The 19,566-nt window shown below is 59.6% G+C and carries 18 protein-coding genes; 7 read left to right on the plus strand and 11 right to left on the minus strand.

The features are described 5' to 3' along the window. Positions 1–430 precede the first annotated feature (430 nt). Together JL015_RS22460 and JL015_RS22465 are read left to right on the plus strand one after the other, a co-directional pair. Entirely contained in the window at positions 431–1,141 is a 711-nt protein-coding gene (locus JL015_RS22460) for a DUF6708 domain-containing protein (protein ID WP_307726275.1), read from the plus strand. Positions 1,142–1,152: 11 nt separating this feature from the next. After that, positions 1,153–2,382: a DUF6708 domain-containing protein gene (locus JL015_RS22465; RefSeq protein WP_236250259.1), complete on the plus strand. Its 1,230-nt coding sequence runs from the start codon at positions 1,153–1,155 to the stop codon at positions 2,380–2,382. Between the two features lie 44 nt (positions 2,383–2,426). On the opposite strand, the gene JL015_RS22470 is transcribed toward JL015_RS22465, so the two are convergent. From JL015_RS22470 to JL015_RS22485, 4 genes are all read right to left on the minus strand, one after another. After that, a complete protein-coding gene (locus tag JL015_RS22470; protein ID WP_201019999.1) occupies positions 2,427–3,296 on the minus strand; it encodes an efflux RND transporter periplasmic adaptor subunit in 870 nt (289 codons plus the stop codon). Positions 3,297–3,318: 22 nt separating this feature from the next. Continuing rightward, complete coding sequence (locus JL015_RS22475; RefSeq protein WP_025258695.1) at positions 3,319–3,519, minus strand: DUF1656 domain-containing protein; 201 nt, start codon at positions 3,517–3,519, stop codon at positions 3,319–3,321. Continuing rightward, complete coding sequence (locus JL015_RS22480; RefSeq protein WP_201020000.1) at positions 3,509–5,671, minus strand: FUSC family protein; 2,163 nt, start codon at positions 5,669–5,671, stop codon at positions 3,509–3,511. The genes JL015_RS22475 and JL015_RS22480 overlap by 11 nt, the downstream gene beginning before the upstream one ends. A gap of 100 nt (positions 5,672–5,771) precedes the next feature. Further along, positions 5,772–7,214: an efflux transporter outer membrane subunit gene (locus JL015_RS22485; RefSeq protein ID WP_201020001.1), complete on the minus strand. Its 1,443-nt coding sequence runs from the start codon at positions 7,212–7,214 to the stop codon at positions 5,772–5,774. A gap of 175 nt (positions 7,215–7,389) precedes the next feature. Between JL015_RS22485 and JL015_RS22490 the strand changes: the two genes are divergently transcribed. Beyond that, complete coding sequence (locus JL015_RS22490; RefSeq protein ID WP_201007318.1) at positions 7,390–8,337, plus strand: LysR family transcriptional regulator; 948 nt, start codon at positions 7,390–7,392, stop codon at positions 8,335–8,337. Positions 8,338–8,424: 87 nt separating this feature from the next. Further along, entirely contained in the window at positions 8,425–9,399 is a 975-nt protein-coding gene (locus JL015_RS22495; protein WP_201020002.1) for a 2-hydroxyacid dehydrogenase, read from the plus strand. Between the two features lie 43 nt (positions 9,400–9,442). On the opposite strand, the gene JL015_RS22500 is transcribed toward JL015_RS22495, so the two are convergent. Continuing rightward, positions 9,443–10,363: a DMT family transporter gene (locus JL015_RS22500; RefSeq protein WP_201007314.1), complete on the minus strand. Its 921-nt coding sequence runs from the start codon at positions 10,361–10,363 to the stop codon at positions 9,443–9,445. Between the two features lie 134 nt (positions 10,364–10,497). Here JL015_RS22500 and JL015_RS22505 point away from each other — a divergent pair, with 134 nt between their 5' ends. Then, positions 10,498–11,373 (plus strand): helix-turn-helix domain-containing protein, encoded by an 876-nt coding sequence (locus JL015_RS22505; RefSeq protein WP_201020003.1) that lies wholly within the window; start codon positions 10,498–10,500, stop codon positions 11,371–11,373. Positions 11,374–11,549: 176 nt separating this feature from the next. On the opposite strand, the gene JL015_RS22510 is transcribed toward JL015_RS22505, so the two are convergent. From JL015_RS22510 to JL015_RS22535, 6 genes are read right to left on the minus strand one after another with little or no spacing between them, the layout of a single operon-like run. Beyond that, positions 11,550–13,931, minus strand: coding sequence for a TonB-dependent siderophore receptor (locus tag JL015_RS22510; protein WP_201020004.1), 2,382 nt, complete (start codon positions 13,929–13,931; stop codon positions 11,550–11,552). 60 nt (positions 13,932–13,991) lie between these two features. Beyond that, entirely contained in the window at positions 13,992–14,984 is a 993-nt protein-coding gene (locus JL015_RS22515) for a FecR family protein (RefSeq protein ID WP_201020005.1), read from the minus strand. Then, the gene (locus JL015_RS22520; RefSeq protein WP_201020006.1) at positions 14,981–15,580 is read right to left on the minus strand and encodes an RNA polymerase sigma factor; all 600 of its coding nucleotides are present in this window, start codon (positions 15,578–15,580) and stop codon (positions 14,981–14,983) included. Before JL015_RS22520 ends, JL015_RS22515 begins: the two co-directional genes overlap by 4 nt. Positions 15,581–15,592: 12 nt before the next feature. Continuing rightward, entirely contained in the window at positions 15,593–15,925 is a 333-nt protein-coding gene (locus JL015_RS22525) for a DUF3325 domain-containing protein (RefSeq protein ID WP_201020007.1), read from the minus strand. Continuing rightward, complete coding sequence (locus JL015_RS22530; RefSeq protein WP_201020088.1) at positions 15,926–17,482, minus strand: PepSY-associated TM helix domain-containing protein; 1,557 nt, start codon at positions 17,480–17,482, stop codon at positions 15,926–15,928. A 20-nt stretch (positions 17,483–17,502) separates the two neighbouring features. Further along, positions 17,503–17,841: a DUF3649 domain-containing protein gene (locus JL015_RS22535; RefSeq protein WP_201020008.1), complete on the minus strand. Its 339-nt coding sequence runs from the start codon at positions 17,839–17,841 to the stop codon at positions 17,503–17,505. Positions 17,842–18,041: 200 nt separating this feature from the next. On the opposite strand from JL015_RS22535, the gene JL015_RS22540 reads away from it, so the two are divergent. Then, the gene (locus JL015_RS22540) at positions 18,042–18,545 is read left to right on the plus strand and encodes a sigma-70 family RNA polymerase sigma factor (protein WP_201020089.1); all 504 of its coding nucleotides are present in this window, start codon (positions 18,042–18,044) and stop codon (positions 18,543–18,545) included. Further along, a complete protein-coding gene (locus JL015_RS22545) occupies positions 18,542–19,519 on the plus strand; it encodes a FecR domain-containing protein (protein WP_201020009.1) in 978 nt (325 codons plus the stop codon). Before JL015_RS22540 ends, JL015_RS22545 begins: the two co-directional genes overlap by 4 nt. The last annotated feature ends 47 nt before the right edge of the window (positions 19,520–19,566 follow it).

The following is a 19,566-nucleotide window of genomic DNA, read 5'->3' on the forward strand; positions in this document are numbered from 1 at the left end:
CGAATAAATTCGCTCCTACGGTGCCTGCACATTTTGGTTGAAACCTATGCCCTCCAACCCAACACCGCACGACGAACTGGACCTGAAACACAATCGCCCCAAGGCGGGTGAAATACGTCGTTTTGCCACCGGCGAAAGTGTGTTTCTATCACCACTCCCCGTGCCTACCGGACAACCCCCAATGGATCTCGGGGGAAGCTTTCTTGAGGTCAACGACGTCTATCTGGACGTGGGAAGTAGCAATCAAGGCAAATCTTATCAGGCTAGGCTTGCTGTCTCGTTGCCTATGTCAGCAATCATCGCCTTTGTAATAGTGCTTCCTGTTCTAATGGGCTTCGGTACTTTTTTTAATCCCTTTGGAAGAACGTTCTGGTATTACTTCAGCGATTTTTTTGTATTTGGATTATGGGTTTCAATATGGGCTGGAGGCGTGGGCGCCCTCATCGGCCTCTACGCCGTTGTCAGTACAACACGCGCCAAAGCCCGTACTCGCCCGATACGCTTCAATCGTCAACGCCGGGAAGTCTGTTACTTCCCGGACGGCTCGGACAAACCGGTCATTCAACCCTGGGAAGACACCGTAGCCTGGGTTTCGGTCAGCACCGGTTTTACCGGGGTGGGTGTCATGAGCACCTATACCTTCGGCATGGCCATCGACGATCCGGTGGGTGACAAGGTCCACTTTCTGAGGCAGGGCGTCCCCACGCCTCTGCATGGATTGGCCAAATGGGAAGCCATTCGCGTCTACATGGAAAAAGGCCCGGACTTCTGCCCAGGCAAGGCCACCCACGAAGGCTCTCATACCTTCGACAAGGAACGCGAAGACATGCGTGAGGAATACCAGCATAAGGAACGCTCCATACTGGGCGTCGGCTGGTGGTACTTGAGCCATTTCATTACCCTCTGGCGCGTGCCCTACTGGATCGCCGCATGGGACCAACGCTACACCATGAAAACCCTGCCCAACTCGATTGCCGAGTGGTCAAAACCGCTGCCCCCTGAACAATGGGCCACACCAAGCCCGGCCCTCAAACAGCAAAGCGCAGACCTCGAAAAAGCCTTTGCCCAAGGGCAGGATTTCATGACGTATTTCAAAGCAAACCTGAGTGAGGCAAAGACAGAAGAATCACAGAATGCTTGAGACACGGTTGCGTGCAAATCGCCGTTCAGGCTTCAAAAAAGAAGAATTGGCGACTGTCGATGTTTAAAAATCTGTTCAAGCGCAAGAGTGCCACCACAGAAACGGCACCAGACATACGCAATCAACGTCCTCGGGCCGGGGAGATTCGCGCTCAGGGCTTGAACGAAACCTTGTTCCTGTCACCTTTACCGGTTTACACGGGGCAGGTACAAGGCTCCAGCCGAAGCTTTTCGGAGATGAACGATACCTTTCTTGAGGTTGGTGGCAATAATTGGGGAATGGTGAGCCAAGGCAAAATATTGGCTGCGGCAATCTGGATGGCATTATTCACAGCCTTCGTGATGCCAAGCCTTGTGATCCTTTTCGGGGTGATTTTTTATCCTGAAAACTTCAGTGACCCATGGAGCGATCTACTCACCTTCTTACAAGTCACTGTTCTCGGCTCTCTCCTGTTTATTTTTCCAATCGGCGCCTACCTCTACGGTATGTTCTCCGACGTTATATTCTCTCGAAAAAAATATCCCCTACGCTTCAACCGCCAACGCCGCGAAGTCTGTTACGTTGATGACAAAACCCATCGCGTTCTGATCGTTCCATGGGAAAGCGTGGTCGCCTGGGTTGCCAATACCCAAGGCGTAACCAGTTACGGTGCCACACGCCAGTACACTTTTGGGATGGGGCTGGAAGATGACGAGCAGGACAAAGTGCAGTTTATCCTGCTGCCGCAACCAAGCGATGCTCATGCTCTAGGGATGTGGACTTCAATTCGCAACTACATGGAAGATGGCCAGTTAGTGGACGCGCCCAACCCGATGCATGCGGCACTGGGGCTAGTCCCCAGCGAAGATCGCCTCAAACCTTACGAAGGGCTGCACACCTTTGAAGTCGAACGCGAAGAGGCTCGCTGGATGTGCAACATGAACGACGAAGGCGCAAACCTTTCGGACGAGGAACGCGAAAATTACGGTTACCCCGAACGCACACCATGGCCGTTACGTCGCTGGTACATCTGGCGTGTGCTGAGTTTCTGGAAAATGCCTTACATGTTGGCTGAATGGAGCCACCGTGCAGGCCGTCCTGTTTTGCCGGAACAAGTACAAGTCTGGTCCCAACCGCTACCACCGGAACAATGGGTGAAACCAAGCCCCGAGTTGGTAAAAGCAAATGAGATGGTCAAAAACGCCATGGACAAAAAAGGCGCAACCTTTGTCGAGGCGTGCAAAGCAACAGGCCTGCATTGACGCACCGATCACCTGAGCAATAACACCACAACCGCGGAGCGACTTCAGTCGCGAACAACCTTTTCGGGCGCAACGATGACCGTACACGTCATCCCCGCCGCCAACAGCAACCCATCAGGCACCTGATCCAGGTGAATACGCACCGGTACGCGCTGGGCGAGGCGGACCCAGTTGAAGGTCGGGTTGACGTCGGCGATGAGTTCGCGGCTTTCGGGGTTGTCGCGGTCGTAGATGCCGCGGGCGATGCTTTCGACATGGCCCTTGAGCACTTCGCCGCTCATCAATTGCATCTCGGCCGGGTCACCCACGTGGACGTGGGGCAGTTTGGTTTCCTCGAAGAAGCCGTAGACCCAGAACGAGTTCATATCGACCACGGCCATCTTCGCTTCGCCTGCACGGGCATAGTCGCCGCGATGGACGTTGAGGTTGGTGACGTAACCATCAACCGACGCCAGCACGCGGGTGCGTGACAGGTTGAGTTCGGCCGCTTCCAGACGAGCCTGGGCCAGTTGGTAATCGGCAAGGGCCGAGGTGGCGATGTTGCTGGCGTCGTCGCGGTTCTCGGTGGAGACCACCAGGTTGTCCATGTCGGCGCGACGTTTGGCGTTGAGTTTGCGCATCTCCCAGGTGGCCTTGCGCGAGGCCAGCAAAGCCTCTGCTTCCTTGACCGCAATCCGGTAATGCTCGGGGTCGATCTGCATCAGCAGGTCGCCCTTTTTCACCTGCTGGTTATCACGTACCGGCACATCGATCACGGTGCCGGCCACTTCCGCCGCGACGTTGATGATATCGGCTCGCACCCGGCCATCGCGGGTCCAGGGTGTTTCCATGTAGTGCACCCACAAGGTCCGGCCGATGAAGATGGCAAGGGCCAGGACCAGCAAGGTGGCGATCAGACTGAAGAGCTTTTTCATCCAGAGGTTCTCGAACCGGGCATCAACGATAAAAGGGCAGCGCCAGCGCGCCGAAAATGCAGGTGAACAGGCTCAGGCGCAGCAGCGCCGGGTGCCAGAAATGTCGGTACAGATCGAACCCGGCCAGCAGTCGGTCCAGCGCCCAGGCCAGTACCAGCGCAATCAGGAACATCAGGGTGATGGTCGGCATGTACAGGCCGTGGAACGCGATTTCACGAGGCATGGACGACTCCTTGTGGGCGGCCATGCACGGCCAGTGGTGATTGCGGGTCCAGCAGCGAGGTACGGATGAAATGCAGGTAGCTTTTGACCCGGCGCAGCACTGAGGTGTCGAAGTGCGAGGCAAAGGGTTCGTCGGTCAGTTGCACACGACTGATGGCGTGATCGACCGCCACCAGACAGCGCTCCAGATTGCTGGCATCGGGCTGGATGAACAGGCGGATCAGCGACCGGCCCATGACCCGGATCGCAATGCGCCAGGACTGGTACTCGGCGTAGCTGGGATGGATCGGCAGGACTGCTTGCTCCCGGCGCAGCTCGATAATCGCGTGGCCGATTTCCAGCACCGTAAACATCCAGTGCAGCAGTTCACGCTGCACTTCAGGCCTGCCGACCGCCAGACCATAAGCCTGATGCATCAGGTCGCGGGTCTGGCTTTCAAAGCTGGAGCCCAGCCTCGGCAATGGTGCGCTGATGGCGAATATCACTTGCCGACGCAGGGCGTCCTTGAGGCGCTCCCACATCCAGCGGCTGTTGGGCGGCAGGATGATTGCGCCTGCTGCGGCGCAGAACAACATGCCGACGACCATGGCGATGTAATCGTTGATGAAGGTGTAGGGGTTGTAGAGCGTGAGGTTGTCCGGTACCGAGCCGATGCTGAAAAAGATCAGCAGGCCCAGCCCATAACCGGCCCATTGAGGACGCGAAGCCAGAAAGGTGCCGACCACCAATACCGGTGCCAGAAACACGCACAGCAATGGAAAGCCGTCGATGTGCGGGAATATGAAGAAGGTTTCGGTAAAGCCCAGAATCGCGCCCAGCAAGGTGCCGCATGCCATCTGGAACGACATGCGCCGCGGGTTGTTGGTGGTGGATGACAAGGCAACGGTCGCAGCCGACGCCAGGGTCATGATCGCGCCGCTGGGCCAGGCCGTCAGCACCCAGTACGCACTCAACAACGCTACGACTGTACTCGCACGCACACCGGCTGCCAAGGCAGTCATCCAACTGGTGCGCGGCACAAACGACTCTTCCCACTGTTCGCGCACATGGTTGTGATCAGCCAGTGAAGCATGGGTCTGGGCGTAGTCATGCAGGTCGTTGACGAGGCGATACAGCAACTCGAAAGCCGTGTGAAAATCCAGCAACTCGGCTTCATCCGGCCCGCTTTGCTCAAGCTCGGCACGCATGCTGCGAACCAGGTCGGGCAGTTCGGTTTTGAAGACTTCCAGACGTTGCACCAACACTGCCGCATCGCCAATGGTCAGGGACCGGTCGGCAAAGGCATCGAGTAATTGGGCCAAGGCATTGAGGCCCGGATCGACCCGGTTCATGACCGAATTCACCTGACTGGCTCGCAGCCGCGCCAGCAATTGATGCAGGGCATTGAAGCGCGTGGTGATGGCCATGAACTCGCTGTTAAGGCGATTGAGCCGCCCGTTGCGGCGGCGCATGTGCGGGTCTTCAAACACCGTTACGCTGCGCATCCCTTCCAGGCCGATGGCTTCGGCGACAAAGCGCACGTTGCCGGTTTCAAAGGCATCCCTCTCGCTGACGCCACGCAAGCCATCCACAACAAAACGGGCAAACACACCGAAGCGCTGATACAGCGCGTTGCGCATTGCAGCGGCGGAACTCTGCGGCAGGATCGCCGCCGTCACGGCAGTGGAGCAGACAATACCCAAAGCGATTTCCATCACCCGCCAGACCGCTGCCATGAACGAGCCCTCCGGGTGAGCCAGTGCGGGCAGGCCGACCATCGCTGCCGTGTAGCCAGCCAGCACAAAACCGTAAGCCCGAAAGTTGCGATAACGCGCTGCGCCTGCCGAACAGATCCCGACCCACAGCGCCAGGCACCCCAGAAACGGCACCGAGTTCTGTGCGAACAAGGCCATCAGCAGCACCATCATGGCCGAACCCGCCAACGTGCCGAGCAGACGGTAGAAGCTCTTGGCAAACACATGCCCGCTCTGTGGCTGCATGACGATGAACACAGTGATCATGGCCGTGCGCGGTTGAGGCAACTCCAGGCGCAACGCCAGCCAGTAAGTGAGGAACGCGGCAATCAACACCTTGAAGATATAGATCCAGGTGACCCCGTCGCTACGCGCCCAACTATTGAGCTCTCGCACCAGAAGCCGTAGGAGCGAATTCATTCGCGAAGGCCCCGGTAAGCCTGCTGAAGATGTAGCGTCTGGAATACTGTCTTCGCAGATAAGCGGAGCGCCGCCCGATCCGCTCCCACGAGGTGAGGTTTTATTCATCAGGAAGCCCGCCGCCCAGCGCCACCACCAGCCCGGCGTACACACTCAGGCGAGCGGCTTCGATCTGCTGCTGAATCTGTTGCTGACGAAACAACAGCGTCTGGGCATTGAGCACGTTCAGGTAGTCGGTCAGGCCGCGCTGATAGGCGATCAAGGCAATGTCATAGGTCTTCTGGGCTGCCGCGACGGACTCGGCGGCGAACACCTGCTGCTTGTCCATGGAGGCACGGCGGATCAACTGATCGGAAATGCTTTTGAGGGCCATCACCAGCGTCTGGTTGTAATGGGCCACGGCCAGGTCATAACCCGCCACGGCCTGGCCCAGCTCCGCTCGCAGGCGTCCGCCGTCGAAGATCGGCAGGCTGATGGCCGGGCCGGCTTTATAGCTGAGCTTGCTGCCGGTCAGAAACTCCAGCATCCCGCCGCCCGTGGCCATATAGCCAAGGCTGCCGACAAGATCGACGTTGGGATAGAAACCCGCATGCGCCACATCGACCCCACGTGCCTGCGCCTCGACACGCCAGCGGCTGGCAACCACATCCGGGCGCTGGCCCAGCAGTTGCGCAGGCAATGCCGAGGGCAGTTTGAGTGCAGTGTGCAGCGACAGGCTCGGGCGTAGCAGCGCAGCGCCCTCCCCCGGCCCTTTGCCCGCCAGCACGGCCAGTTGATTACGCTCCAGCGCAATGGCTTCTTCCAGTTCGTCGATTTGCCGATGGGTTTCCGGCAGCGGTGTTTCGGCCTGGCTGACCTCGAAATGCGTGCCGATGCCGCCTTTCAAACGACGCTGGGCCAGATCGAGAATCTGCTTCTGTTGGGCCAGCGTGGCCTGGACGATATCCAGCCGGGCGTAGTGCAGAGCCAGCTGGATATAGGCGCGGACGATATTTTCCTGCAATTCAAGTTGGGCCTGACGTTGCTCGGCTGCACTCATGTGCGCCAAGTCAAGCGCTTGTTCGCTGGCGTTGCTTTCGCGGCCCCAAAGATCAAGGGCGTAACTCAAACCCAGCGATGCATTGTTGTCCCAGGTGCGAGTATTGGCCAGTTCGCCAGGCCCATAGAATTGATCGGTCGGCCAGTCATGACGAGCCAGATTGGCACTGCTGTCGACATGCAGACCTTCGGCGGATTCGGCAATCCCGGCCAGCGCCTTTGCCTGGCGCACACGCGCGGCAGCCATCGCCAGGCTCGGACTGCCGAGGGTTGCCAGCTCGATCCAGCGATTGAGTTGCGGGTCGCCATAGGCACGCCACCACTGAGCGTCAGGCCAGTTGGCGTCCATGGCAGCGCTCTGGATAGCCTGATCGGTGGCCAGGCTTTCGAGGGGCAATGCCCTGCCTTGTGAGGTGATTCCGTCGGTTCCGATACAGCCGCTGATAGCTAAAGATACAACCCAGACACTGAGGAGCCTGAAGCCCCAAATGATGCGACGCGGCACAGCTGCGAGTTCCCGACTGGAAATGAAGCGCTATTGAGTGGCGCGATTCTAGGGGGCGGCCGTGACGGCGATAAGCTGGCGAATATGTGATTCTTTATTACAGAAACGGTGATAATCCCTTGCCATGTGCCAGTAACTTCATGTCACAATTTGACATGCCTTCAGAGAATTGCACATGGACACTCTGCAAAACATGCGCGCCTTCTGTTGTGTGGCGCAAGCGGGCAGCTTTACCGCAGCCGCAGCACAACTGGACACCACCACCGCCAACGTCTCTCGGGCCGTCTCGAACCTCGAAGCGCATTTGCAGACACGCCTGCTCAACCGCACGACCCGCCGTATTGCCCTGACCGAAGCCGGCAAGCGTTATTTGCTGCGCTGCGAGCAGATTCTGGCCTCTGTGGAAGAAGCGGAAGCCGAAGCCAGCGACGCCCACGCCCGACCGACCGGCCAGCTCAAGATGCATTCGATGCCCGGTGTCGGCCAGCATTACGTGATCGATGCCATCGCCCGCTATCGGCAGAGCCACCCGGATGTGTCCTTTGACCTGACCATGACCAACCGCGTGCCGGACCTGCTTGAAGACGGCTACGACGTGTCCATCGTTCTGGCCAGCGAACTGCCGGACTCAGGTTTTGTGTCGCAACGCCTGGGCATCACTTACAGCATCGTTTGCGCCTCGCCGGCCTACATCAAGAACTTCGGCATGGCCTACACGCCAGCCGACCTGCTGAACCACGCTTGCCTGCGCCTGGTCAGCCCGGTGTTCCCGCTGGAAAAATGGGTGTTCGACGGCCCACAAGGCCAGGAAATGGTCACCATCAACAGCTCGCCCCTGCTGGTCAACTCTGCCGATGCCATGCAGACCGCTATTTCCAGCGGCATGGGCATCGGCATACTGCCGATCTACTCGGCCATCGACGGGTTGCGTAACGGCACCTTGATGCGGGTCCTGCCCGACTATCGCTCCCAGGAGCTGAACCTCTACGCCATCTACCCGTCGCGCCAGTATCTGGATGCGAAGATCAAGACCTGGGTCGAATACCTGCGTGGTTCGCTGCCTGAAATCCTCGCCGCCGACGAAGCAGATCTGCATATTCATTCGATGAAATCGCTGGCTTGAGAGTTTGCGTGTGCAAAACCGGCTGCCCAAGGGCCGACAAGAATGTTAGCGTGCTACTCATTCAACCGCTCAAGAGTGACTGCCCCAATGAAAAAAACCGTACTCGCCTTTAGCCGTGTCTCCCCTGAAATGGCCGAACGCCTGTCGCAAGATTTCAACGTGATCGTGCCAGACCCGAAACTGGGCGACCTCAATGCCCAGTTCAACGAAGCGCTGCCCGAGTCCCACGGCATGATCGGGGCAGGCCGCAAACTGGGGCGCGAGCAGCTTGAAGGGGCCACGAAACTGGAAGTGGTATCGAGTATTTCGGTGGGCTACGACAACTACGATGTCGGTTACCTGAGCGAGCGCGGCATCCTGCTGACCAATACCCCGGACGTGCTGACTGAAAGCACCGCCGACCTGGGCTTTTCGTTGATCATGAGCAGTGCCCGTCGTGTCGCGGAGCTGGATGCCTGGACCAAGGCCGGTAACTGGAAGCGCAGCATCGAAGCGCCTCATTTCGGCACCGATGTACATGGCAAGACGCTGGGTATCGTCGGCATGGGCAATATCGGCGCCGCCATTGCCCGTCGTGGTCGCCTGGGTTTCAACATGCCGATTCTGTACAGCGGCAACAGCCGCAAGACTGAAGTCGAGCAAGAGCTGGGCGCTCAATTCCGCACACTGGATCAATTGCTGGCCGAGTCGGATTTCGTCTGCCTTGTGGTGCCGCTGAGCGAGAAGACCCGCCACCTGATCGGCCGCCGTGAACTGGCGCTGATGAAGCCCTGCGCAATCCTGATCAACATTGCGCGCGGCCCGATTGTCGACGAGCCGGCGCTGATCGAAGCCTTGCAGAACGGCACCATTCGCGGTGCCGGTCTGGATGTGTACGAGAAAGAACCGCTGAGTGAGTCGCCACTGTTCAGCCTGAGCAATGCCGTGACCTTGCCGCATATCGGCTCGGCGACTCACGAAACCCGTCAGGCCATGGCAGATCGTGCCTACCATAACCTGCGCAGCGCGCTGCTGGGTGAGCGGCCACAGGACCTGGTCAATCCGCAGGTCTGGAAGGGTTAATACCCTTTTCGCGAATGAATTCGCTCCTACCGTAGGAGCGACTTCAGTCGCGAAGCGGAGCGTTTGGGTATACCAATGACTCTTTTTGCGAAAGCTCTTTCGGCTTCCTGAACACCAGCACATTCCCCAGCATCACCAATGCCAGCCCGAAGAGTGCGGGCACTGTCCATTGGTAGCCTTCGACCCACGCCGAAATATTCAACGCCACCACCGGAAACAGCACGGTGCAATACGCCGCACGCTCAGGCCCCATGCGCCCGACCAGTGTCAGGTAGGCCGTGAAACCGATGACCGAGCCGGGTATGACCAGATACAGCAGCGAACCGATATAGCGGGTATTCCATTCAAAAACGAACGGCGCACCGCTGAACAGGCAATACACACCCAGTATCGTCGCACCGTAGAACATACCCCAGGCATTGGTGGTCAAGGGCCGCAACCCGGCCTTCTGTTGCAGGCTCGACAGCATGTTGCCCGCCGAGAAACACAAGGTTCCCAATAGCGCCAGACCCAGCCCGATAAAGGTCTCGCGGCTGGCACTGTGGTCGGCCAGTTCAGGCCAGAACAGGCACGCCAGCCCGGTCAAACCCATTGCGCCGCCAGCCAGAACATTGCGTGCCACTTTCTGCTTGAAGAAAACCCGTGCATTGAGCGCATTCCATAAGGTCGCGGTCGAGAACACCACGGCGATCAAACCGCTGGGGATCCATTGGCTGGCCGTGTAGAAGCACATGAAGTTGATGCAGAACAGGCACAAGCCCTGCGCCAGACAGATAAACTGCCCGCGACGATTGACCGGTTGCAGACGCCCGCTGAGCAATAGCATCGCAAACAGGATCAAGGCCGCCAGGCTGAAGCGGTAGAAGATGGACACCGCAATGGCGACCTCGCCCAGTTGCAGTTTCAGGGCAATCCAGGTCGTCCCCCAGATCAGGACGGTCAACAGATACAGCGAGATATTCATGACGCAGCTCCTCAATGAGCCTTGAGTCTGCGGGCGGACCATCGGCGTCGCTTGCACAATCTTGCGCATTTGATCGTGCAGGTGATGGCAGCCGTATCGCGCACGAGTAGGATGCAAGGCCTAGAGGAGTCGTTATGCCGCCCATTGAATCCATTCAGGTCTTTCAGGCCTTGAACAGCTCGCCACATGCCCGCCTGGAGCAGAGCGCGGTGCTGGGCGATGGATTGACGGCTGCGCTGTGGCAGAACCGGCACGACTCACAGGAATATCACGCGCCAACCCATCACACGCTGTCGTGCTATATCGCCGATGGCACGGGCACTTTTCGTCGTGATCGACCCGGCGAAAAAGGCGCGCCCGGCAAACTCTGCACGCTGCCGGCAGGTCATGAATCCGCCTGGGTCATCAATGGCGAGATCCGTCTGGCGCATTTGTATGTCAGCCCGGAGCAGTTCGCACTGGGTTGCGTCACCCTGCTGGACCGCGAGCCCCGTGAGATGCAGTTGCAGGAGAGCACCTTTGTCGAGGATGCCGAACAGGCCGGGCGTTTTCAGACGTTGATCCGGATGAACTGGGCCGAACCTGCCGAACGTTTGCTCACCAGCAGCCTGGCCCATGAAATGCTCAGCCATGCCCTGCTCGGTCAGGTCGGGTTGCGTGAAGGGTTGCGTCTCAAAGGCGGGCTGGCGCCGCATCTGCGTCGTCAACTGGTGGACTTTATCGAGATGCATCTGGCCGACCCGTTGAGCCTCGGACAACTGGCCGGGCTCTGTGCGCTGTCCGAGTACCATTTCGCCCGCATGTTCCGCGAAAGCTTCGGCCTGCCGCCGCACCAATACCTGCTGGCCCGCCGCTTGTCACATGCCCGCCACTTGCTGCGCCACACAGCCCAACCGCTGGGCGACGTTGCCCTGGCCTGCGGCTTTGCCAGCGCCAGTCATTTCAGCAATCGTTTTCGCCAGGCCATCGGGGCAACGCCCGGAGAATACCGACAAGCCTTTACCGCGTAGGAATGAGGCTGATCTCAAAAATCTGATGGATTGACTCACAATCCGTGGGAGGGGCCTTGGCCGCGACGACTTGCTTACAGGCAATATATTTTCAGCGTCTGAAACCAAGCTGTCGCGGCCAAGGCCCCTCCCACGGGTGATATGTATGCCTTAGCTGATCGGCATTACAGTAGGTGTTAAAACTCCAGCGTTGTGGAGATTTGCACCTGTCGCGAATCCCCTACCGAGACGAAGTAGCGGTTAACGCTTGAGGTGTAATACGTGCGGTCGAAGAGGTTTTTGACATTGAGCTGGAACCTGACTTTCTGCCCGTCCAGCCGTGTGTCATAGGTCGCGAAGGCATCGGCGACGGTGTAGGCCGGCAAGTTGAAGTCGTTGAGCGGATTGCCCGCACGCTCCCCCACATAATGCGCACCGGCACCCAGCCGCAGGCTGTCGCCGCCCATCAGGCTGCCCATGTCATAGACCGCCGACAGAGAGCCGCTGTGGCGGGCGACATTCTGCAATTGCTTGCCTTTGAGCAAAGGGTCTTCAAGCACTTGGGCATCGGTGAAGGCATACCCTGCGATCAGGCTCCAGCGCTCGCTCAACTGCCCGCTGAGGTCCAGTTCCATGCCTCGCGAGCGGACTTCACCCGCCGAGCTGTAGACCGTATTGGCGGTCACGGCATCGTAGTTGGCCACCAGCACATTGCGCTTCTTGATGTCGTAGAACGCCACGGTTGCGCTAAAGGCACCTGGCACATCCCACTTGGCGCCCAGCTCCCAGGATTTGGCACGCTCGGGCAAGGTCCCGGAATCCACCACATAACCGCCAGTCAGCGGTGCAATGCTGGAGTTGGGTTTGAAAGACTCACTGTAGCTGCCATAAAACGACAGTTGATCGGTGTAGCGATAGACCAGACCGGCACGCGGTATCCACTGACTGCCATTGGTGTCGGTATTGACCGTGAAGGGCCGACCTCTGCCCGCCACCTGATCGAAGGTCATGAAGCGCGCGCCGCCCAGCAGAATCCACTGCTCGTTCAGGTGGATCGAGTCCTGAAGGAACAGCGAATGACTGCGCAGTATGTCGCTCTGTGCGCTGTCCGTTTCGCTGACCGTCGTGCCCTCGACTTCCTGACCATAAACCGGGTTCAGGTAACTGAACGTGGTCAGGCTTCTCTGGCGGATCAGGTCGGAGCGATAGACCTTGCGATACTCATCGTCCAGCCCCATGAGCAGTTCATGTCGCAGGCCCGCCCACTGCACATCGCCCGCAAGGGTCACAAGGGTATAGCGATCAGTGGCCAGCGCGCCCCGGGTGCCATCCATGGAGCGAGTCAGGGTTCCATTGGTGGCGTTGACTGCCGTGACACGCACCTGGCTGGCATCGTAGGTTTCGCGGTTATAGCTGTAGCCCAGATGACCTTTCCAGCGCTCATTGAAATCATGATCCACCTCGAACCGATAAAGGTCCGAGCGCCCTTCCATGTTGTTGAAAGGCTCATCCAGCCGACGTGTGGCAGGGATATCCAGTGGATGGTTGGTCACCGGGTCGATAGCAGTGCCGCGATCGAAGGGATAGAGAAATTCCCGGTGCTCATAAGCAGCCACCCATTGGGTGTCTTCGCCGTACCAGGCCAGTGACGGCGCGACCAGCGATTCGCGATGAACACCGAAATTGCGCCAGTAATCTTCGTCCTGATGATCGACAATCATCCGCCAGGCCAGCGCCGAATCCCCCACGGGGCCTGTGCTGTCCAGCGTCACGCCGCTGCCATTCTTGCCTGCGCCATAGCTGGAGCCGCGGACCGTCAGGCTATTGCCGGCCTGCAATTGCGGCCGCTTGCTGACCACGTTGATGATCCCGCCAGGGTCCTGAATCCCGTAGAGCAGGCTTGCCGGTCCCTTGAGGACTTCAACCCGCTCGGCTGTGGCGTTCAGGTTGCGGCCCTGCACCACCGGCATGCTGTCGCGCATGATCGAGCCATCGCGGTTATCGCCAAAGCCGCGCTTCATCAGAGTGTCCTGAGTGCTGCCCAGCGTGTTGCCCTGGGTGACACCACTGATGTAGCCCAAGGCGTCATCAAGATTGCGCGGCACCTGATCGCGCAGCACCTGTTGCGGGACGATGCTGACGCTCTGGGGTGTTTCCAGCAAGGAGCCCGACGAGCGCAATACCGAGGCGCTGGCAGGCGGCTGATAGTTGCCGCGCTCCGTCAGCCGAGAGTCGATATGGGTCGCCGCCAGATTGAGAGCGCCCGCTTCGGGCAGTTGTGTTTCCAGGGTAAACGTCTGATCGCTGGCGCGGCGATAAGCCAGTCCGGAACCTCTCAGCAAGGTGCTCAATGCCTGCTCGGCGCTGAATTGCCCGTGGAGCGCCGGAGCATCGATGCGGTAAGGCGCGTCCTGTGTGTAGATCACGCTCAGGCCGGTGACGCGGCTGAATTCACTCAAGGCCTGGGGCAAGGGCTTGGCCGGAATCGAGAAGTCGAAGGTCTGTTGCGCGGCACAGACAGCGCCCTGAAAACAGATCCCCGCCGCCACGAATATCGTCCTGCCCAGCCAACCGCTCATTGCCTTGCGCCTCGCCGCCTTGAAATCCGGTCCGTGGAGGATTTCCTGTTTGCCACCCCGTCAGCGCAGAACAATGACCCGACCCAACATGCTGTAAGTCTCGAACCCCACCACCGATTGCAATGCGGCCAATACGGCCTGCGGGTCCTTGCTGGGGAAAGTACCGCTGATGCGTTTGGCGGCCAGTTGGTCGTTAAGCACCACAATGCGGCCAGGGTAATAACGGCTCAGGTCATTGATGACATCGGCCAGAGGCGTGCGGTAGTAATTCAGCCAGCCTTGTCGCCAGGCCAACTGGCTTTCACTGTCGATGTTTTTCGGAGCCGAAGTGGTCTTTTCGTCATAGGTCACTTGCTGACCCGCTTCCAGAATCCGTTGCTCCACACCCTTTGCCGCCTTGACCCCGACACGACCGGACAACACCGTCACCTGCGCGCCTTCGGGTTCCAGACGCACCTCGAACTGGGTGCCCAGCACGCGGGTTTCGCCGGTATGGGTATCGACCACGAAAGGTTCGCCGGTGTGGGTCACCTTGAAGAAGGCCGCGCCGCGCCGTAGCTGCACATGACGTTCGCCATGGCTGAAGTTCACGGCAATGGCACTGTCGGCATCCAGCGTGACCTGGGACTCATCAGCCAGCGTCAGGGTGCGGATCTGGCCGGGAGCCGAGACATGATCGGCGCCGAAATCGTCGGCCCAGCGTTGCGGCTGCCAGCCAGCGCCCATGGAAATCATCAGCACCAGGCAGGCGGCCATCGCCAGACCCACCGACCAGCGTTGCAGGTTGCGACGTGGCGGCGGTGCGTCCATGGCGCGCAGCAAGTCGTCCAGCGCGGCAGCATCTTCGCGGGCGAGCCGGGCAGCGGGGACTTCGCTCAACTCCCACAACACCTGGGCCCTGCCATAGGCTTCGACATGCGCCGGGTCGGCTTGCAGCCATTCGCTGAAGGCCAGTTGATCGGCATAGTCTGGCTGATCGTGCAGCACGCTCAGCCAGGCCAGCGCGGCTTCATCCTGAGCCGCAGTTGCAGACACAACAGGGGACGCATTCATCGACGAGCGTCTCCGGGCTTCGTTCGGATGGAACCTGCTGTTGTGGCGCCCTGTTCCAGGCTCGCCTTGCAGGCTTGCAAGGCGCGCATCATATGTTTTTCCACGGCACTTTGGGAAAGCCCCATGGCCTTGGCGATCTCGGCGTACTTGCGACCGTGAATGCGGTTGAGCAGGAAAATCTGTCGAGTCCGCTCAGGCAGCCCGCGCAAGGCAGCCTCGACGTGGCGCAAATCTTTGTTCGCCTCAAGCGCGGCACGCGGGTCGTTGCTGACGTCGTCGTACCCGGCCTCAAGGCTTTCGCTGATACGGCTGCGCACGCCTTCGCTGCGCAGATGGTCGATGGCGATATTGCCCGCACAGCGCAGCAGATAAGTGCTCAGTTCTTCGACCTGCACCAGAGGCCGACGCCAGAAACGCACGAACAAGTCCTGCACCAGATCCGCAGCCGTGGCCCGACAGCCTACCCGGCGGCTGACCAGCGCTTCCATCTGCGGACGCTGGGACAGAAACACCCGCAGAAAATGCGCACGACCACCACTGGCCCCCAAAGGGTCGGCGTCAGGCCCGATGTCGGGCAGGTCAGGTTCAGGGGGCATTATCACGATCACTTAAACCGGCAACAGATCAAAGACAGCAAACGGGCAAAGCACCAGCCCGAAACAGGCCAGTTTCAATACCCAGCGAGGTTTGAAAGGCATCAGAAAAACCAGCAGCACCGCGCTGATCATCAATACCGCAAACCACTGCGCCAAGCCTACCCCCCAACCGGCATCATTGACCGCAACGACCGAGGAGACGGCCAGAAAAAGCCAGCCCGCCAGCTTGAGCGCCCGGCTGCGACGCTCGGTCAGCAAGCCACTCAGCAACTCGCCGTAATGTCGTGGCATGGACAGGCACAAGGCCGTAAAACCGATGTAGCAGAACAACGCGGCCAGCAACATTCAGTTGGCCTCCTGGCGGCTGACCGGGATGGCAGGAGCGCGAGCATTCTTGCGCACAGGCTTATCGGCACGATCAGCCCTGAACTTCAACGCCGCCCACCCGAGGAACAACCCGGTGCCCAGAGCCGTCAGGTTGAAGGCTGGCAACACCCAGCTTCCCTGTTGCAGCGCGGCAATCAGGTAATGAGCGCCGGTCAGCAGGTCGAGCACCGGCAAGCCGACGAACAACAGCGCGCCCAATCCCAACTGCTCACGCCAGGCACTCTGACCGCTGCGCAATACCGCATGCAGAACCGACAGCCCCCAGACGATGAAAAACACATTCACTTCCCAGCCGGCACGCCCGGCAAACCCTGCCGGCAGAACCCGATTAGCCCAGAAGAAAGCCGCCACCGCGAGCATCAGGCCCGACATGCTGGCGATGTTCAGCACCTCGACCAGACGCAACTCGAAGGGCAGCACGCCGGTCTTGGCATGCTTGAGACGGCGCTTGCCCAGCCACATCACCAGCCCGGTGCCGATCATTGCAGTCCCGGCCACGCCGAAGATGAAATACAGCCAGCGCAGGGTTGGCCCGGCAAAGTGCCCGACATGCAGGCCGTACATGCCGCTGGAAATCAGCATCGGCACCGGACGCGAAGGGGTTTCGTTCTGCAAGGCGCCGCTCACGCCATTGAAAGTCAACGCGCCGCCGCGATCAGGCGTGATGCTGCCTTTGTCGTCACGGGTCAGCAGCACCGATGCATTGATGTCGCCGGGATTGTTGACCACCACCCTCCCCACCTGGTCGCCATTCCATCGCTCGCTTGCCGAGGCCAGAAGCGGAGCGAGCGGCAGCAATTGAGCAGGCTGGCCTTCAGGCTTGGGCATGTTCGAGCCGGGGAAGACTTCACTGTAAAACGCCTGCACATTGCCGTAGCTGGTGAGAATGCTGGCAGGCATGACCATCGACATGAAGATCACCAGACTGCTGTAGGTAATCATCAGATGAAACGGCAGAACCAGCACGCCAAGGGCGTTATGGCCGTCCAGCCAGGAGCGCTGACCCTTGCGCGGCCGGAAGGTGAAGAACTCCTTGAAGACCTTCTTGTGAACGATGATGCCGGTCACCAGCGTCACGAACATCACCATCGCCGCAATGGTCGCCAGCCAGCGCCCCCATGGATGCGGCATCTGCAACTGGTAATGGAAGCGGTAGAAGAAGTCGCCGCCGCGAGTCTCCCGCGCCTGCACCTCGGCACCGGTCTGGGTGTCCAGCACCTTGCGTACAAAGTTGTTGCGCTGACCGGGTTTGCCTTCAGGCAGCCAGCCCACCATCAGGCCCGGCGAACGCTCGTCCGGCATATTGATGAACCAGCGTGTGGCACCCGCCGCGTGTTGTTGCAGGTAGCTTTGCGCCAGACGGATATTGGCCTCGGCATCCACAGGACGGGCTGCAATTTCCGGCTGCATCCATTGGGTGATCTCGTCCTTGAAGTAGGAAAGCGTCCCGGTCAGGAAAATCGCGAACAGCAGCCAGCCAAACAGCAACCCGACCCAGGTGTGCAGCCAGGCCATGGCCTGACGGAAACCGTCCTTCATAGCAGCCACCGGTCACAGGCATAGGCGGCACCCAGAATTGCACAGGGCAATAACACGCCAACCCACGCCTGCAAGGCCGTGCGGCAGGCAAAGCACCAGAGCACGGCCACCAGATACACCAGGAACGAAAGCATCATGCCGGTGACAACCGCTTCGGCACGAGGAATGGGCAGCCATTGAGCGATGCAGATGCTGGTGACCGATGCCAGCAGATACCCCGCAAAAATCGCCGCCAGCGCACGAGAGGTGACGGCCAGCCGATAGGAAACCGAAACCCCGGCGCTTTTCGCAGGGCGCTTATTGACCGCTGAGCTGTTGAGGGCTGTGCCGTGCATCCGAGAACCTTTACCCGATCTTGAAAGGCAATGAAAAAGCATGGGCCTGCATGACAAATCCCCTGTCACCGGACCACCGAGCAGATAATTCGTACTTGGGCACGAGAATAAAGCGCAATATTAATGATAAATATTCTCATATGCAAAAGAGTCTGCCAGAATCTGCGCCATCAATGAGTCCCCGTGGATTTTTCTACGCGATGCACACCGCCCAGCCCGCTCTCAGTCATACCGTCGAAGGTTTGTACCAGGACCACCACTCCTGGCTCACGACCTGGCTACGGCGCAAACTCGGCTGCCCGCATAGCGCGGCGGATCTGGCTCAGGACACTTTCGTGAAGGTGATACTGGCCCGCGATACAGCGCAGATCATCGAGCCTCGCGCCTTTCTGACCACCATCGCCAAGCGGGTGCTGTGCAATCACTACAGGCGTCAGGATCTGGAGCGCGCCTATTACCAGGCGCTGGCCGATCTGCCGGAGTGCGTGGCGCCTTCCGAGGAAGACCGGGCAATCATTCTTGAAACCCTGGTGGAGCTGGATCAATTGCTGGACGGCCTGCCGGTGCCGGTCAAGCGCGCCTTCCTGCTCTCTCAGGTCGATGGCCTGAGCCATGGCGAAATCGCCTCGCAACTGGGGATCTCCATCGCGACGGTCAAGCGTCATATGAACAAGGCTGCGCTGCGCTGTTACTTCGCCTTATGAACATGAATGCCGAATCCCTGAACAAGTCAGACATTTCCCCTGCTGTGGCCAAGCAGGCCGTGGGCTGGATGATCGAAATGCAGGAAGGCGGCCTGGACTCCCGTCGCCAGCAGGCCTGGCAGCAGTGGCTCAACGGCAATAGCGAACACCAGCGCGCCTGGGCGCATATCCAGCGGGTCAACCAGCGTTTGAGCGGGTTGTCCTCTCCTCTGGCTCATGCAGCGCTCAATGCGCCGTCCTCCAGCAGTCGCCGCCACGCACTGAAACTCTTGCTCCTGCTGGGAGCCGGTTCGGCGGCAGGCTGGGGATTACGCGACCAGATCACGCTGCAACCTTTGCTGGCCGACCTGCACAGTGGCGTGGGCGAACAACGTAAAGAAACCCTGAGCGACGGCACACAGGTACAACTCAATACCGCCAGCGCCCTGGATGTACGCTTCGATAGCCAACAACGGCTCATCAAGCTGCTGCAAGGCGAGATTCTGATGACAGCGGCAGCCGATTCGCGCCCACTGAACCTGCTGACGGCCGAAGGCATCGTGCATGCCTCGACCACTGCCAGCCGTTTCAACCTGCGGCAACTGGACGGCCGCACGCAACTGGCGGTGCTGGCCGGCTCACTCGAAGTCAGCCCCAGCGGTCATGTCGGCCCGGCGTTACGCTTGCAGGCCAAACAACAAGTGACCTTCAGCCACGACGCCTGGGACCCCGTACGCCCGACAGACGCCAGCACAGGCGCGTGGGCCGAAGGCATGCTGGTCGCCTCGCAAATGAAGCTGGCGGACTTTCTGGCAGAGCTGGGCCGCTACCGTCGCGGGCGACTCAACTGCGATGCAAAGGTCGCCAATCTGCTGATTTCCGGCAGTTACCCACTGGCGGACAGCGAACGTATTCTCGACATGCTGGAAGTCGCCCTGCCCGTTCGGGTGCAGCGGTTTACCCGGTATTGGGTGAGTGTTCAGGCCAACGTGTGAGCCTTTTTTCGCGAATGAATTCGCTCCTACGAAATCCGTAGGAGCGA

It is taken from the genome of Pseudomonas cichorii, from assembly GCF_015471405.1.
GTDB classification, from domain to species: domain Bacteria; phylum Pseudomonadota; class Gammaproteobacteria; order Pseudomonadales; family Pseudomonadaceae; genus Aquipseudomonas; species Aquipseudomonas serbiensis.

Excerpts from the sequence above, each read along its gene's own strand:
- JL015_RS22470 (WP_201019999.1), bottom strand. The coding sequence starts at position 3,296 with ATGAAAAAGCTCTTCAGTCTGATCGCCACCTTGCTGGTCCTGGCCCTT.
- JL015_RS22475 (WP_025258695.1), bottom strand. The coding sequence starts at position 3,519 with ATGCCTCGTGAAATCGCGTTCCACGGCCTGTACATGCCGACCATCACC.
- JL015_RS22480 (WP_201020000.1), bottom strand. The coding sequence starts at position 5,671 with ATGAATTCGCTCCTACGGCTTCTGGTGCGAGAGCTCAATAGTTGGGCG.
- JL015_RS22490 (WP_201007318.1), top strand. The coding sequence starts at position 7,390 with ATGGACACTCTGCAAAACATGCGCGCCTTCTGTTGTGTGGCGCAAGCG.
- JL015_RS22495 (WP_201020002.1), top strand. The coding sequence starts at position 8,425 with ATGAAAAAAACCGTACTCGCCTTTAGCCGTGTCTCCCCTGAAATGGCC.
- JL015_RS22500 (WP_201007314.1), bottom strand. The coding sequence starts at position 10,363 with ATGAATATCTCGCTGTATCTGTTGACCGTCCTGATCTGGGGGACGACC.
- JL015_RS22505 (WP_201020003.1), top strand. The coding sequence starts at position 10,498 with ATGCCGCCCATTGAATCCATTCAGGTCTTTCAGGCCTTGAACAGCTCG.
- JL015_RS22510 (WP_201020004.1), bottom strand. The coding sequence starts at position 13,931 with ATGAGCGGTTGGCTGGGCAGGACGATATTCGTGGCGGCGGGGATCTGT.
- JL015_RS22515 (WP_201020005.1), bottom strand. The coding sequence starts at position 14,984 with ATGAATGCGTCCCCTGTTGTGTCTGCAACTGCGGCTCAGGATGAAGCC.
- JL015_RS22520 (WP_201020006.1), bottom strand. The coding sequence starts at position 15,580 with ATGCCCCCTGAACCTGACCTGCCCGACATCGGGCCTGACGCCGACCCT.
- JL015_RS22525 (WP_201020007.1), bottom strand. The coding sequence starts at position 15,925 with ATGTTGCTGGCCGCGTTGTTCTGCTACATCGGTTTTACGGCCTTGTGC.
- JL015_RS22530 (WP_201020088.1), bottom strand. The coding sequence starts at position 17,482 with ATGGCCTGGCTGCACACCTGGGTCGGGTTGCTGTTTGGCTGGCTGCTG.
- JL015_RS22535 (WP_201020008.1), bottom strand. The coding sequence starts at position 17,841 with ATGCACGGCACAGCCCTCAACAGCTCAGCGGTCAATAAGCGCCCTGCG.
- JL015_RS22540 (WP_201020089.1), top strand. The coding sequence starts at position 18,042 with ATGCACACCGCCCAGCCCGCTCTCAGTCATACCGTCGAAGGTTTGTAC.
- JL015_RS22545 (WP_201020009.1), top strand. The coding sequence starts at position 18,542 with ATGAACATGAATGCCGAATCCCTGAACAAGTCAGACATTTCCCCTGCT.